The 13,023-nt window shown below is 45.4% G+C and carries 14 protein-coding genes; 3 read left to right on the forward strand and 11 right to left on the reverse strand.

Annotation, left to right across the window (positions count from 1 at the left end; genetic code table 11):
- Positions 1–6 precede the first annotated feature (6 nt).
- From dnaN to GSQ66_RS05595, 6 genes are all read right to left on the reverse strand, one after another.
- Positions 7–1,131, reverse strand: coding sequence for a DNA polymerase III subunit beta (dnaN, locus tag GSQ66_RS05570; protein WP_162426556.1), 1,125 nt, complete (start codon positions 1,129–1,131; stop codon positions 7–9).
- Positions 1,132–1,237: 106 nt separating this feature from the next.
- Positions 1,238–2,938, reverse strand: a complete 1,701-nt coding sequence (gene gldG, locus GSQ66_RS05575) for a gliding motility-associated ABC transporter substrate-binding protein GldG (protein ID WP_162426557.1) — start codon at positions 2,936–2,938, stop codon at positions 1,238–1,240.
- Entirely contained in the window at positions 2,932–3,660 is a 729-nt protein-coding gene (gldF, locus tag GSQ66_RS05580) for a gliding motility-associated ABC transporter permease subunit GldF (RefSeq protein WP_162426558.1), read from the reverse strand. The genes gldG and gldF overlap by 7 nt, the downstream gene beginning before the upstream one ends.
- 71 nt (positions 3,661–3,731) lie before the next feature.
- Positions 3,732–4,649: a gliding motility-associated ABC transporter ATP-binding subunit GldA gene (gldA, locus tag GSQ66_RS05585; protein WP_162426559.1), complete on the reverse strand. Its 918-nt coding sequence runs from the start codon at positions 4,647–4,649 to the stop codon at positions 3,732–3,734.
- A gap of 133 nt (positions 4,650–4,782) precedes the next feature.
- Positions 4,783–5,493 (reverse strand): SDR family oxidoreductase, encoded by a 711-nt coding sequence (locus GSQ66_RS05590; RefSeq protein WP_162426560.1) that lies wholly within the window; start codon positions 5,491–5,493, stop codon positions 4,783–4,785.
- A 168-nt stretch (positions 5,494–5,661) separates the two neighbouring features.
- Positions 5,662–6,369 carry an SDR family oxidoreductase gene (locus tag GSQ66_RS05595; RefSeq protein WP_162426561.1) on the reverse strand — a complete coding sequence of 236 codons (708 nt, stop codon included), beginning with the start codon at positions 6,367–6,369 and terminating at the stop codon, positions 5,662–5,664.
- 112 nt (positions 6,370–6,481) lie between these two features.
- Here GSQ66_RS05595 and GSQ66_RS05600 point away from each other — a divergent pair, with 112 nt between their 5' ends.
- Together GSQ66_RS05600 and GSQ66_RS05605 are read left to right on the forward strand one after the other, a co-directional pair.
- The gene (locus tag GSQ66_RS05600) at positions 6,482–7,213 is read left to right on the forward strand and encodes an MlaE family ABC transporter permease (protein WP_202923406.1); all 732 of its coding nucleotides are present in this window, start codon (positions 6,482–6,484) and stop codon (positions 7,211–7,213) included.
- 12 nt (positions 7,214–7,225) lie between these two features.
- Positions 7,226–8,041: an ABC transporter ATP-binding protein gene (locus tag GSQ66_RS05605; protein WP_162426562.1), complete on the forward strand. Its 816-nt coding sequence runs from the start codon at positions 7,226–7,228 to the stop codon at positions 8,039–8,041.
- Between the two features lie 75 nt (positions 8,042–8,116).
- Here the strand turns inward: GSQ66_RS05605 and GSQ66_RS05610 are convergent, their stop codons facing one another.
- From GSQ66_RS05610 to GSQ66_RS05625, 4 genes are all read right to left on the reverse strand, one after another.
- On the reverse strand, positions 8,117–9,418 hold the full coding sequence (locus GSQ66_RS05610; protein WP_162426563.1) for a NupC/NupG family nucleoside CNT transporter: 1,302 nt from the start codon (positions 9,416–9,418) through the stop codon (positions 8,117–8,119).
- A gap of 101 nt (positions 9,419–9,519) precedes the next feature.
- Entirely contained in the window at positions 9,520–10,122 is a 603-nt protein-coding gene (locus GSQ66_RS05615) for a bifunctional nuclease family protein (protein WP_162426564.1), read from the reverse strand.
- 17 nt (positions 10,123–10,139) lie between these two features.
- Complete coding sequence (locus tag GSQ66_RS05620) at positions 10,140–11,120, reverse strand: electron transfer flavoprotein subunit alpha/FixB family protein (protein ID WP_162426565.1); 981 nt, start codon at positions 11,118–11,120, stop codon at positions 10,140–10,142.
- A 2-nt stretch (positions 11,121–11,122) separates the two neighbouring features.
- Positions 11,123–11,863 carry an electron transfer flavoprotein subunit beta/FixA family protein gene (locus GSQ66_RS05625; protein WP_162426566.1) on the reverse strand — a complete coding sequence of 247 codons (741 nt, stop codon included), beginning with the start codon at positions 11,861–11,863 and terminating at the stop codon, positions 11,123–11,125.
- A 68-nt stretch (positions 11,864–11,931) separates the two neighbouring features.
- Between GSQ66_RS05625 and GSQ66_RS05630 the strand changes: the two genes are divergently transcribed.
- Positions 11,932–12,264: a tetratricopeptide repeat protein gene (locus GSQ66_RS05630; RefSeq protein ID WP_162426567.1), complete on the forward strand. Its 333-nt coding sequence runs from the start codon at positions 11,932–11,934 to the stop codon at positions 12,262–12,264.
- Between the two features lie 385 nt (positions 12,265–12,649).
- Here GSQ66_RS05630 and GSQ66_RS05635 read toward each other — a convergent pair whose 3' ends face one another.
- The gene (locus GSQ66_RS05635) at positions 12,650–12,946 is read right to left on the reverse strand and encodes an antibiotic biosynthesis monooxygenase family protein (protein WP_162426568.1); all 297 of its coding nucleotides are present in this window, start codon (positions 12,944–12,946) and stop codon (positions 12,650–12,652) included.
- Positions 12,947–13,023 lie beyond the last annotated feature (77 nt).

A 13,023-nucleotide genomic window follows, 5' to 3' on the forward strand; every position in this document is an offset into this window, starting at 1 on the left:
ATGTCCTTATACGTAATTGTTCAGCATTACAGGCATTACCAGCATCAAAACATTTTCATTGTCTTCGTTGGCAAGCGGCATTAGCAAACCGGCTCTGTTCGGGGTTGATAGCTCAAAGGTGATCTCATCAGAGTCCATATTGTTCAGCATCTCAACCAGGAACTTAGCATTGAAACCAATTTCCATGTCTTCGCCGTCGTACTGGCAAGCTAAACGCTCATTCGCCTCGTTCGAGAAATCCAGGTCTTCTGCAGACACCTGCAGTTCGGACCCAGACAGTTTCAGACGGATCTGGTGCGTGGTTTTGTTGGAGTAAATAGAGATACGCTTAACAGAGCTTAACAAGGCCTGGCGCTCAATTACAAGTTTGTTCGGGTTCTGTACCGGTATAACATTTTCATAATCCGGGTAACGCTCATCAATCAGACGGCAGATCATACGGATGTTATCGAAGCTGAAGAACGCATTGGAGTTGTTAAACTCTACACGAACCGAAGTAGCTTCTGATGGCAACGTAGACTTAAGCAGTGTGAAAGCCTTACGTGGAATAATAAGCGATGCTTCCTGGCTGGTAGCGATATCTGTACGGCGGTAGCGAAGTAAACGGTGACCGTCTGTAGCAACAAACGTTACGTTATCAGAACGCAGCTGCACAAAAATACCTGTCATGGCCGGGCGAAGCTCATCGTTGCTAACCGCAAAAATGGTCTTGTTGATAGCACGCGCCAGTACGTTAGAAGGAATTTCTATGGCGTTACCGCCTTTTACAACCGGCACACGCGGGAAATCAGTAGCGTTCTCGCCAGACAGCTTGTAACGGCCGTTCGAAGAGCTGATCTCTATCGTATAGGTTTCTTCATCTATCGTGAAGGTTACCGGCTGGTCCGGCAGGTTCTTCAGGGTATCAAGCAATATTCTGGCAGGAGCAGCTATACGGCCGTTCTCTTTCGCTTCAACAGGCAACTCCGTTATCATAGAAGTTTCCAGGTCACTGGCTGTGATAGTAAGTGTGCTATCGCTTATTTCAAACAAAAAGTTTTCAAGGATTGGCACTACCGGGTTGTTGGTTACTACCCCATTTATGCTGGCTAACTGCTTAAGCAGCGCAGATGAAGAAACTATAAATTTCATTCTTTATCGCTATAATGTTATTTAGGCAAAGTTAAAAATAATTCGGATTTATACTACCTATAAACGCAAAGGTTTTCGAGTTTTATGGCTGTTTAAGCCTATATTTTCAGAATTTCTCGTACCTGCGTTTGCGCATGTAGTAACGCGCTACTCCAAACAGGGCCAGCAAGGCAATCGGGGCGACTAAGTTAAGCGCCTGCCAATACGTTTTCTCTTCCTGCACCCGTACCCTGTCTAACGGACGAAGTTTTATTTCCTTGCTCCGTACATTGATTAGGCCATCCGCATCCAGCAGGTAATGAATGGTGTTCATCGCTAGCTCTTTGTTGGCAAACTTAATGTTGTTAAACCTGTCGAAACCCAGTTCATACGCCTGCCCCGTTCGTGGGTTCACGTCATTCCGGATCAGGTCACCATCTGAGAAAACAGCTATCTTGGTAGGTACGCCCTGCTCTTTTATAGTTGTATTGGTTATGCCTTCCGGTGCGCGTCGGTTACGGAATAACGACGTAAAAGCTCCTTCCAGCAAATAACCTACCGGCTGCTCCCCTGCCTGGTACTGTTCCGGATTTACCTCCATGCGTGCCTCTTCCAGGGTTAGCGGCACAGGCGCCTGCATAATGCGTGAATATTGGGAAGTATAGATCAGCGGCGTTTTACGGATTCCGGCGGCCTTAACGGTATCTATAGTTCCGATGAACTTACTGTAAACGGCATCGAGGTTGCGGGTTACCGGGTGTTTACTGAACGTATTAAGCAGCGGATAAAAGCGCCAGTTGATCATCTCTGTCTGTGGCTTGCCCCCGGTAAAACCTGTTACCAACGGAATAAAACCAGAGTTCAGGTCCATGATGAGTGTAGGGTTAAAGCGAACGCCGTACTTAAAGAACATATCCTCTAAGTTCAGGTTGTAGGGCAGGGCAAACGTACCTCCTCTTCCTAGGCTATCCAGGTCAGCGTTCAGGGCATCTACAAAAAATACTGCTTTGCCCCCGTTCATAATAAACTGATCGATCTTAAACTTGTCAGCTTCTGAAAATGCAGTTGTTGGCTTGGCAACAATAATGAGGTCCAGACCTTTAAGTGTCGGTATCTGGTCCAGATCTCCCAGGGCAACTCTATAGTATTCCTGTAGCGAGCCAAGCAGGTCGGTGGCCTGCTGTTGAGGTAACTCGCCCTGCCCTGTTATGTACCCTATTACTTTGTTTCCCTGGAAAGCTACTTTACGCACTGCCGTAGCCAACTCATACTCCACTCCCTCTACCGATTGGTTCAGACGCTCATCCGGCGTAGCTGCCAGGTTACCTTTTAAAAAATTAACTGCTGTTTCTTTGCCTTTGTACCGAACTATAGCTCCCGGAAAAACAAGACGTTCTACCTGTTTTCCTTCTTCAGTTGCTTTCAGGTTGGTAGGCTGTATTCCTTTCCGGGCGAGTTGCTGCATAAACTCATTTCGCTTCTGCTCATCCGTTATCGAATTCGGGTCGAAGAAAACGAAGCGTACCTTTCCATCCGAATAAATCCTGAACTCCTCCAGGTTCTCTCTTATGGACTGCTGTAACCGTTTAAACCCAGCCGGGAAATCACCTTCCAGGTAAACTTCTACAAACACTTCTTCTGGTAAGTTTCCCAGCATTTGCTCTGTTACAGGTGCTATGGAATACCTTTTATCTTCAGTTAAATCAACCCTGAAAAAGTAATTGTAAACCAGCATATTAAGAACCACCAACACAACTATAGCTATAAGGTAGCTGGTAAGGTCGCGACGACGGTTGCTGGTTAGTTTTGTTGTCTCCTGCGTTACCATTTTCTGCTGCTTAATACCAGTTTAGTAGATAAGATCATAATGGCTATAACTGTTAGAAAATACAGTACATCTCGCGAGTCGACAAGGCCTTTGCTGATTGCATCGTAATGATAAGAGATACCCAGTTGACTGATGCCATAACTATAGTTTGCCAGCGCCGGAGTAGATGCCAGCAGATCGAAGCCAGTGTAAATGATGTAGCACATGAACAGCGCAACTATAAACGAGATGATCTGGTTGCTGGAAATGGAAGAAGCAAAAACACCTATCGCGCAGAACACGCCTGCCAGGAAAATAAGCCCCAGGTAAGAGCCAACTACAGCTGCTGAATCGACGTTGCCCTGCGGATTACCCAGTTCGTAAACCGTATAGTAATACAGCAGCGTAGGCACCAATGCGAACAAGGCCAGTAGCAAAGCAGCAAAGTATTTTCCGAGTATAAGCTGCAGATCAGTAATAGGTTTGGTAAGCAGCAGCTCTATAGTTCCTTCACGTTTTTCTTCGGCAAAAGTACGCATGGTTATAGCCGGTATCAGGAACAGGAACAGCCACGGAGCCATCGAGAAAAGCGTCTGCATATCGGCAAAGCCGTAGGTCAAAACGCTGCTCTCCGGGAACACCCACATAAACATACCGGTAGCTACCAGGAACACCGCAATCACCATATAGGCAATCAGGGAGTTCAGGAAGCCGTTAAATTCTTTCTTGAGTATAGCGAGCATATATTAATTAGTAATGACGAATGATTAATGAATAATATGTCAGCGAAGTATCATTCATTAATCATTACTAATTATTCATTCTTAGTTAGTTGTTGGAATATTTGTTCGAGTGAGTTTTCTTCCTGCCGAAGACCAACCAATGGCCAGTTCTGTTCTGCTGCGATCCGGAAAACAGATGCACGGATGTCAGCATCCTGGCTGGAAGTAATGCGGTAGGTATTGTTAAGAACAGGTTCCACTTTCTCGACCCCAACTATAGTTAGCAGCTGTTCGATGTTTATGGGTTGCTCAAATTCTACCAGTGTAAGCTTAGCACCTCTGTTACCTGCCTGCAGACTTGCCACATCGCTGTTAGCCACTAATTTACCACGGTTTATGATCACAACACGGTCGCAGATGGCGGTAACTTCCTGCATAATATGTGTCGAGAAAATAACAGTCTTATCCTGCCCGATGCGCCTTATAAGCGAGCGGATCTCGACGATCTGGTTTGGGTCAAGGCCGGTGGTGGGCTCATCCAGAATAAGCACCTGCGGGTCATGCACCAGGGCTTGTGCGAGTCCGACACGCTGGCGGTAACCTTTCGATAAGGCTCCTATTTTCTTGCCCTGCTCCAGCGTAAGCCCGCAAAGCTCTACCATTTCCTGGATACGCGCTTTTGCCTGCTTGCCTTTTAAACCGTACACCGACGCTACAAACTCCAGGTACTCGTGCACATACATATCCAGGTACAACGGATTGTGTTCCGGCAAATACCCTACCATACGCCGAACGGTAATCGGATCCTGCACCACATCGTGGCCATTCACAACTATAGTTCCGGAAGTAGGTGGCAGGTAGCAGGTCGCGATCTTCATGGTAGTGGATTTACCGGCACCGTTTGGCCCCAGAAATCCCAGTATCTGTCCCTGCTCCACTGTAAACGAAATATCATCTACAGCGCGCTGCTCCCCGAAAATCTTGGTAAGGTTCTTTACTTCTACAGACATTCTTATAATGATTAATGAAGAATGAGTAATGATCAGTTGGACTTACATCATTAGTCATCACTCATTATTAATTATTCATTAATAACTCCCTTCAAAGATACTAAATCCTGAATTTTCCTCTGACTTTAAAATCTTAGTTCTGTTTCTGAATTTTACCTTTTGGCATCAGCGGCCGAACTTCAATATCCACGTGGTGATAGTTAGGATGAGATTCCAGGGCATGAACTATAGTGGAGGCGATATCTTCGGGGCGCATCATGTTCTCGCGGGCAGTTACGTTCTCAAAATTATCGAAGAAATTCGTGTTAACAGAACCCGGGTAAATGCAGGTAACTTTAATGCCATAGTTGCGCACCTCTTTGTACAAAGCCTGCGAAATACCACGCACCGCAAACTTGCTGCCGCAGTAGCCCGACATTTCCTCGATTCCGGTTGTACCAGCTATAGAGGAGATGTTGATGATATGGCCTTCGCCCTGTTCTTTCATTTCAGGCAGAACCAGGCGTGTACAATAAAACACTCCGTTCACATTTGTCTCAAACATGGTATGCCAGTCATCCATACTTATCTCATCCAGCTTTCCTCCAATTCCGAGACCGGCATTATTAACCAGCACAGCAATATGTACACCCAACCGGCTTATAGTTTGGTCGAACGCATTCTGAACCGATTCCGCATAGCGTACATCACATTCGAAGAAATGAAAATTCGGATGTTGTAATTCGGGAGCATTTCTGCCCCAGCCGGCAACTATAGCACCTTTCTCCAAAAGCGCTTCTACAGTCGACAAACCAATACCTTTACTGACGCCGGTTACCACGGCAATTTTACCTTGTAATTCCATAGTTCTATAGTTTAATCCTGAACGGGTATTCTACTTGTTGCGTGCTGATTGTTAATTGTTAAATGGCTAAATGGTTGATTGTTTACCCTGCTAATGCTTAACACGCAAGTATTGTGTCTCTACAACCCTTCAACTTTCTAACTTTCTAACTTTCTAACTTCTAAACTTCTAAAGGTCTCCCAGTTGTGGCCTGATCAGTATTTCTTCGACCACGCTGTTTTCTGACATGGTATAAGCTCCCCAGATCGCGTGGGCTACATCTTCTGATTTCATGAAACGTTCAGGAGGCAGGTCTACTCCTTCCCAGCTTGCCGTCAGGGTTGCGCCCGGCAGTATGGCTGTTACTTTTACATTATGTTCTTTGGTCTCTTCGCGCAGTACTTTGGTCATGCCATACAAGGCAAATTTAGAGATGCAGTAAGATCCACCGTTTGTATAAGGAACAATGCTGGCCGTTGAGCATAGTGTAAAGATATGTCCGCTGCGGCGCTTTATCATATCTTTTACCAGCGTTTTAGAAATATAGTAAGCACTGTAAAGGTTGGTATTGATCATGAATGGCAGGGCTTCATCGTCTTCCTCTGTAATCTTGCCGGGTATAAATAAACCGCTGTTATTTACCACTACATCAACCTGCACGTTTAGCCCCTGTACATACTTCAGAAACGATTCTATTGATTTCCGGTCACTCAGATCTGCCTGCTTATAAAACACTTTAGAGAAAGTATACGCCTGTTCTATCTCTAACTTCAACTTTTGCAGGTCATTTTCGTTTCGGGAGCAGGTGATAATGTGGAACCCCTCTTTTGCGAATTGTTCTACAACCGCTCTTCCAATACCTTTCGTGCCGCCTGTAACAACTATATATCGTTGCATGTGGTATATGTTAAAAATAATATGTTCCTTAATTTAAAACGAAAGATAGGTATTTATAGCGTATTTTTGACCTAAATTAGTTAAACTAAGCCTTACTGAAATCGAACACCCTATGCTGGAGCATTTCGGAAAATACCTTTTATTCATGAGCACCCTGGTAGTGCGGGGCGAGTCGCCACGTATACTATTTAACAGAACTATAGATGAAGCCATACTTATAGGTATAAACTCTATTATGATCGTGGCTATTGTGTCTACTTTTATTGGCGCTGTAACCTGTGTGCAGGTTTCATATAACCTGACAAGTGCTCTTATACCACGCTCAACTATAGGTTTTATGGTACGCGAAATGACCATACTGGAACTAGCCCCAACTATAACATCTATAGTACTGGCCGGCAAAGTTGGTTCAAGCATTGCCGGCGGGCTAGGCACCATGCAGATAACAGAACAGGTAGATGCCCTGGAGGTTATGGGAATTAACTCTGCCAGTTACCTGGTACTCCCTAAAATTCTGGCTGCGCTAATAGTTTTCCCGATGCTGGTAACGTTGGCTATGTTCCTGTCCATTGCAGGTGGTTATGTAGCCGGTACCTTAACAGGAGCCCTTACAGCCCAGGAGTACATTACAGGTATTCGTGACGCCTTTATTCCTTATAATATTGTATTTGCCCTTATAAAATCAGTGGTTTTTGCCTTCCTGATCTCTTCTCTGTCATCTTTCAGAGGATATAATACAGCCGGCGGAGCTCTTGAAGTAGGTGCTGCCAGTACCAGTGCCGTAACTAACAGTGTTATAGCCGTCCTGATCGCAGATTACGTTTGTGCTGAGCTGCTCTTATAGTTTAATCCCAACATGATAGAAATACATAACATACATAAAACCTTCGGCGACAAAAAAGTACTGGATGGCGTAAGCGGCGTGTTCGAAACAGGCAAAACAAACCTGTTGCTCGGTGCCAGCGGAACCGGTAAAAGCGTACTGCTGAAGTGCATTGTAGGCCTCGTTAAGCCTGACATTGGCAGCGTTACGTTTGACGGCACTTATTTTACGAACAACAAACTGGACATTCGTCAGGAGATACGCCGTAAAATAGGAATGCTGTTCCAGAGCTCTGCCCTTTTTGACTCAATGACTGTGCAGCAAAACGTTGAATTCCCGCTTAAAATGCTTACACCGGATATGAGCAAAAGCGACCGGATGGATCGTGTAAACTTTTGCCTGAAACGCGTAGGACTGGAAGGTTCTAACAAGAAAATGCCTTCGGAGTTAAGCGGTGGTATGAAGAAACGCGTGGGTATAGCCCGTGCTATTGCCCCACACTGTACGTATCTGTTCTGCGACGAACCAAACTCCGGACTGGATCCCCTGACTTCTTTGAAAATTGACGAACTGATAAAAGAGATCACAGAAGAGTATAACATTACCACTATTATCGTAACGCACGATATGAACTCGGTAATAGAGATCGGTGACAAGATCATGTTCCTTTATGAAGGTAAGAAACTATGGGAAGGTACCCGAGACCAGATCATGGATACTGATATAAGAGAGCTGAACGAGTTTATTTTTGCAAACCGCCTGATGCGCGACGCCAAGAAAGTTGAAGATGAAGTGCAGGAAGAAGCCCGCGAAGAGAAGGAACATAGCAGGGAAGACAAGGGAAAATAAAGGCTCCCTGTAACTATAAATAAGAAGGGTCTCCCATTTTCAGTGAGAGACCCTACTTATGTATAGTTTGTAGCTTTAGAAGGAATACAACATACCTGCAACGGTAGCCGACATCATACATGCGATAGAAGCACCGAGTAAGGCAAGGAATCCAAGTCTTGAAATGTTGGTCTGCTGATTTGGAGCCATACCACCAATACCTCCTACCTGGATTGCGATGGAGCTAAAGTTAGAGAAACCGCAAAGCGCATACGTAGCCATGATGATAGATTTGGTAGATAGCGTTCCGGCCTCCTTCATGTTGGCCAGATCGAGATAAGCAACAAACTCATTGATAGCCGTTTTCTGACCAAGCAAACTACCTACCTGCAGGGTATCAACCCAGGGCACACCCATGATAAAGGCAAATACCCGGAAAATCTGGCCGAGAATGTACTGGAAGGAGAAACCGTCGAAATGACCATTGGTGCTGGCAACTATAAGTTCATTCAGGCCTGTAGCGGCACCAAGTTTCATTAATACATAGTTAAGCAATGCAATAACAGCGATAAAGGCAAGTAACATGCCACCTACGTTTGCTGCTAATCTTAAACCATCAGCAGCACCTTTCGATACCGCGTCTATCAGGTTAGCGCCAATCTGCTCTTCATTTACTTCAAGTTGTGTGTTAATTTTATCATGCTCTGTTTCCGGAACCAGCATTTTTGCAAGTACTATACCGGCCGGTGCATTCATAATAGATGCTGTAAGTAAGTGCGCTGCGAATACTGCCTGCTGAGCCGGATCACTCCCTCCCAGGAAAGACACATAGGCCGCCAAAACACCACCGGCTAACGTAGCCATACCACCCGTCATCAAACACATTAATTCTGATTTGGTCATACGGGCGATAAACGGACGTACCAGCAAGGGGGCCTCTGTCTGTCCCATAAAGATATTACCTGCCGCAGATAAGCTCTCGGCACCAGACAAACGCATGCCTTTCGACATTACCCAGGCTATACCGAAAACGATCTTCTGCAGCACGCCTAAGTAATATAAACCGGAAGAGACAGCTGAAAAGAAGATGATAGTAGGGAGTACGTTGAAGGCAAAGATAAAGCCGATACCTGCATTCTGTGATGGATCAGCCAGGTTGCCGAAAAGGAACGCGGCACCTTCGTTAGAGAAGCTCAGAAGTTTAACAAAAGCTCTGCTGACAAATGCAAAAACATCGGCTATAAGCGGAACTTTGGTTACTAATATACCAAACAATAGCTGAAGGAAAACACCGTAGGCTACAATTCTCCAATTGATAGATTTTCTGCTCGTGGAAAACAGATACCCGATTGATAACAGGACAATAAGACCTATTATACCTCTAAAAACATCAAACATAAGAAGGCTAAAAATTTGTCAAAAGTAAGTCTTAAATGTTATAAAACAAAAAGTCCTGCATGTAATAAATGCAGGACTCTCCGTGTAATATTATAGTTCTCTTAATTGCGTTTATTCAGCTCGTCACGTATCTTGGCCGCCTTTTCGTAATCCTCTTTTTCAAGGGCATCGTTCAGCATTTTGTTCAGATCATCAACCGAAGTTTCGTGGAGGGGCTCTTTAGATGAACCGCTAACCGTACTAGTACTCTTCACCGTTGCAGCCTCTTCGCTTTCCTCCTCTTCCTCTTCCAGGTCGCTTAGGATAATGCCGGCTTCTGAAAGCACACTTTCCACGGTATAGATCGGAACCCCGAAGCGTAACCCTATGGCTATGGCATCTGACGGACGTGCATCCAACTCAAACTCCTTTTCTCCATCGGTACACATAATCTTAGAGTAGAACACCCCTTCTTTCAGGTCTGAGATCAGCACTTCTGTGATGCTGACGTTTACCTGTTCCGCAAACGACTTGAACAGGTCGTGCGTGAGCGGGCGGTTAGGGTTTATCTTTTCGATCTGAATCGCGATTGACTGTGCTTCGAACATACCGATAATGATCGGCAGCCTTCTGTTTCCATCTCTCTCGCCGAGCACAAGCGCAAACGAGCCCGTCTGCGACTGACTGGAAGAGAGTCCGAGTATCTCTAATTGAATTTTTTTCACAATTAAGCCTTCTTAGTCTATTTGTCAAGGGCCTTGGCAGCCTCTATTAATTTAGGAACTACGTCAAAAGCGTCTCCAACGATGCCGTAATCGGCAGCTTTAAAGAACGGAGCTTCCGGATCCTTGTTAATAACGACAATAACTTTAGAAGAGTTAACACCGGCCAAATGCTGAATAGCACCCGAAATACCGATGGCAATGTACAGGTTAGGGCTTACCGTGATACCTGTCTGGCCAACGTGCTCGTGGTGAGGTCTCCAGTCGAGATCTGAAACCGGCTTAGAACAGGCTGTAGCAGCACCCAGCGCTTTTGCCAGATCCTCTACCAAATGCCAGTTCTCAGGTCCTTTCAAACCACGGCCACCCGATACTACGATCTCGGCTTCTGGCAATAATACGCCACCGCTCGAGTCCTGCATCACCGTTTCTTTCGGAGCTGCTGCAAAATCCGCATCGCTCAGTTCAGCAGAGAGTTTTTCTATAGTTGCTGTTGCGCCAGCATTGTGGTTAGCTTCAAATGCGTTCTTTTTAACAGCGATGATCTTTAAATCCGAAGTAAGGTTTACATCGGCAAAGGCCTTGCCTGAAAATACGCCGCGCGTAACTATAAACTGGCCGCCATCTGTTTTAGGCAGCGTTGTTACGTTTGTTGCCAGCGAGCCATTTAAGCGCACCGCCAGTTTAGAGCCAACGGCAGCACCAATGTTGGAGTTAGAGAACACCAGCACTTTGGCGTTTTCCTGCTGCGCTGCTTTTGCGATCACTTTTACATAAGCATCGGCTACAAACTGGTTCAGACGGCTGTCGGCATCGTATAACACTTTGCTGATACCCTGTTCACCTAATTTAGCAAGTGCCTCTTCGTGCACTTCGCCGATGGCCACTGCTGTAGCGGTTGTACCAAGCTGCTGTGCAACCTGGTAGCCGTAAGTGGCTGCTTCTAACGAAGATTTCTTGATCTCTCCGTTAAATCCTTCTACAAATACTAATACAGACATAGTTATAGTACTTTAGCTTCGTTTCTTAATAATGTAATCAATTCACCGGCATTCTCTGCGTCAATCATTTTCACGCCGCCTTTTTTCTCCGGTTTGCTGTAGCCTACGTAATCCGCTTTTACTTCAGCAGAAACTGGTTCTACTACCTGCAAAGGCTTGGTACGGGCTGTCATGATACCGCGCATATTCGGGATGCGAGGCTCCGACATGGGCTGCTGTGCGCTGGCAACGAAAGGTAGTTTCACTTCCACCACTTCTTTACCTCCTTCAATCTCGCGCTCCAGGCGTGCTGTGCTGTCATCCACCATGTCCAGTTTAAAAGCCGGAACTATAGCCGGAATACCCAGCATCTCGCCTACCATGCCATGTACCTGCGAGCCGTTATAGTCAATAGACTCTTTACCCATCAGGATCATGTCGTAGTTGTTCTGTTTGGCGATCGCTGCAATCTGCTGCGCTACAAAGAAAGCATCTTTCGGGTTAGCGTTCACACGGATGGCATCGTCGGCGCCAATAGCCAGGGCTTTACGGATGTTTGGTTCGGCATCGGCCTCTCCTACGTTCAGAACCGTAACGTTACCGCCTTTTGCCTCTTTCAGCTCAATGGCGCGAGTCAGTGCGTATTCATCCCAAGGGTTGATCACGAACTGTACACCGTTCTTGTCGAACGATTTGTTATCGCCGGAGAAGTTGATCTTGGATGTGGTATCCGGAACGTTACTGATGCAAACTAATATTTTCATATGATAAAATAGTTAGCTTATTAAAAGTTAAATTTGTTGCGAAGTTAGTAAAATATAGCCAAATCGAAATGTCACAAGATAGAATAGCACAGCTTCATAAATTCCTGGAAGAAGACCCGAATGATCCCTTCACGATCTATGCCCTTGCCATGGAATATAAGCCCACAGACCAGGAAAAAGCACTAACCTACTACACGCAACTCCTGACCGACCATGAGCGCTACGTGGGTACGTATTACCACGCCGCTAAGCTGTACGAAGAGTTGGAACAAAACGACGAAGCAGAGCGCATCTATAAAAAAGGAATGCTCATCAGCAGACAGGAAGGAAACCTGCACGCCTTCTCAGAACTGCAGCAGGCTTACAACAAGCTGATGGGCCTTGATTACGAAGATGACTAAGCTGCCGGCTGCATGAACCAAAAATAGTATGCATGCAGCATATTTCCAAACTATACTTTTATAACTTGTAGCGGGCGGTTTTGTTTGTATAAATCAGGATTGACAGGATGCATGGATTTACAGGATTAGACTATAGTTATAGTATAGTTTTATAGTTTGTGTGATCAAAACGTCTTTACGCTAATCGCTGTTTCGGACATCCCTGTCCGGAACTATGCCTGCTGCCGACATCCTTATCCGCGTAAAGTAAAGGCTTATGTATGGGGACAAGGATGTCCCCGGCAGCGGGCTTCCGGACTTGGAAGTCCGAAAGAGCAGCAGAAAACTATAAACCAAAAGAGCAGCCTTAAACAAGCTGCTCTTCTTTATTTCTTCAAACTATAGTTTACCCGCAAACGTGCTCCAGAAATCTGACCTTTGTACTACCGGGCACTAACTTCAACCCTTTCGGGATGCCGTGGTGCGAGTCTTTGTAATGGTTGGCGAACCATACTTTGTAACTTTCTTCGTCGGTCCAGTAGGTCATCAGCCAGATCTCGTTCTCGTTTTCCTGCGGGTACATCACTTCCAGTTTCAGGAAGCCTTTTTCTTTATCAACCATGTGCGGCCTGTTCTTAAAGGCTTCTCTCACTTCAGCTGCCATATCATTGGCAATGGTAAACGAACTAAGTGCTATAAACATGTTCAGTAATTAAAGTAAAACCGAACGTTCTTAGCCCGAACAGACGGAATTGAATAATATAAAATTCTTCAAAAATA

The organism is Pontibacter pudoricolor (assembly GCF_010092985.1).
Lineage (GTDB): Bacteria > Bacteroidota > Bacteroidia > Cytophagales > Hymenobacteraceae > Pontibacter > Pontibacter pudoricolor.

Bases quoted from the DNA above. Each gene is read 5' to 3' on its own strand.
- gldA (WP_162426559.1), bottom strand. From the start codon at position 4,649: ATGTCTGTAGAAGTAAAGAACCTTACCAAGATTTTCGGGGAGCAGCGC.
- gldG (WP_162426557.1), bottom strand. From the start codon at position 2,938: ATGGTAACGCAGGAGACAACAAAACTAACCAGCAACCGTCGTCGCGAC.
- GSQ66_RS05610 (WP_162426563.1), bottom strand. From the start codon at position 9,418: ATGTTTGATGTTTTTAGAGGTATAATAGGTCTTATTGTCCTGTTATCA.
- GSQ66_RS05620 (WP_162426565.1), bottom strand. From the start codon at position 11,120: ATGTCTGTATTAGTATTTGTAGAAGGATTTAACGGAGAGATCAAGAAA.
- GSQ66_RS05595 (WP_162426561.1), bottom strand. From the start codon at position 6,369: ATGCAACGATATATAGTTGTTACAGGCGGCACGAAAGGTATTGGAAGA.
- GSQ66_RS05635 (WP_162426568.1), bottom strand. From the start codon at position 12,946: ATGTTTATAGCACTTAGTTCGTTTACCATTGCCAATGATATGGCAGCT.
- GSQ66_RS05630 (WP_162426567.1), top strand. From the start codon at position 11,932: ATGTCACAAGATAGAATAGCACAGCTTCATAAATTCCTGGAAGAAGAC.
- GSQ66_RS05605 (WP_162426562.1), top strand. From the start codon at position 7,226: ATGATAGAAATACATAACATACATAAAACCTTCGGCGACAAAAAAGTA.
- GSQ66_RS05600 (WP_202923406.1), top strand. From the start codon at position 6,482: ATGCTGGAGCATTTCGGAAAATACCTTTTATTCATGAGCACCCTGGTA.
- dnaN (WP_162426556.1), bottom strand. From the start codon at position 1,131: ATGAAATTTATAGTTTCTTCATCTGCGCTGCTTAAGCAGTTAGCCAGC.
- gldF (WP_162426558.1), bottom strand. From the start codon at position 3,660: ATGCTCGCTATACTCAAGAAAGAATTTAACGGCTTCCTGAACTCCCTG.
- GSQ66_RS05590 (WP_162426560.1), bottom strand. From the start codon at position 5,493: ATGGAATTACAAGGTAAAATTGCCGTGGTAACCGGCGTCAGTAAAGGT.
- GSQ66_RS05625 (WP_162426566.1), bottom strand. From the start codon at position 11,863: ATGAAAATATTAGTTTGCATCAGTAACGTTCCGGATACCACATCCAAG.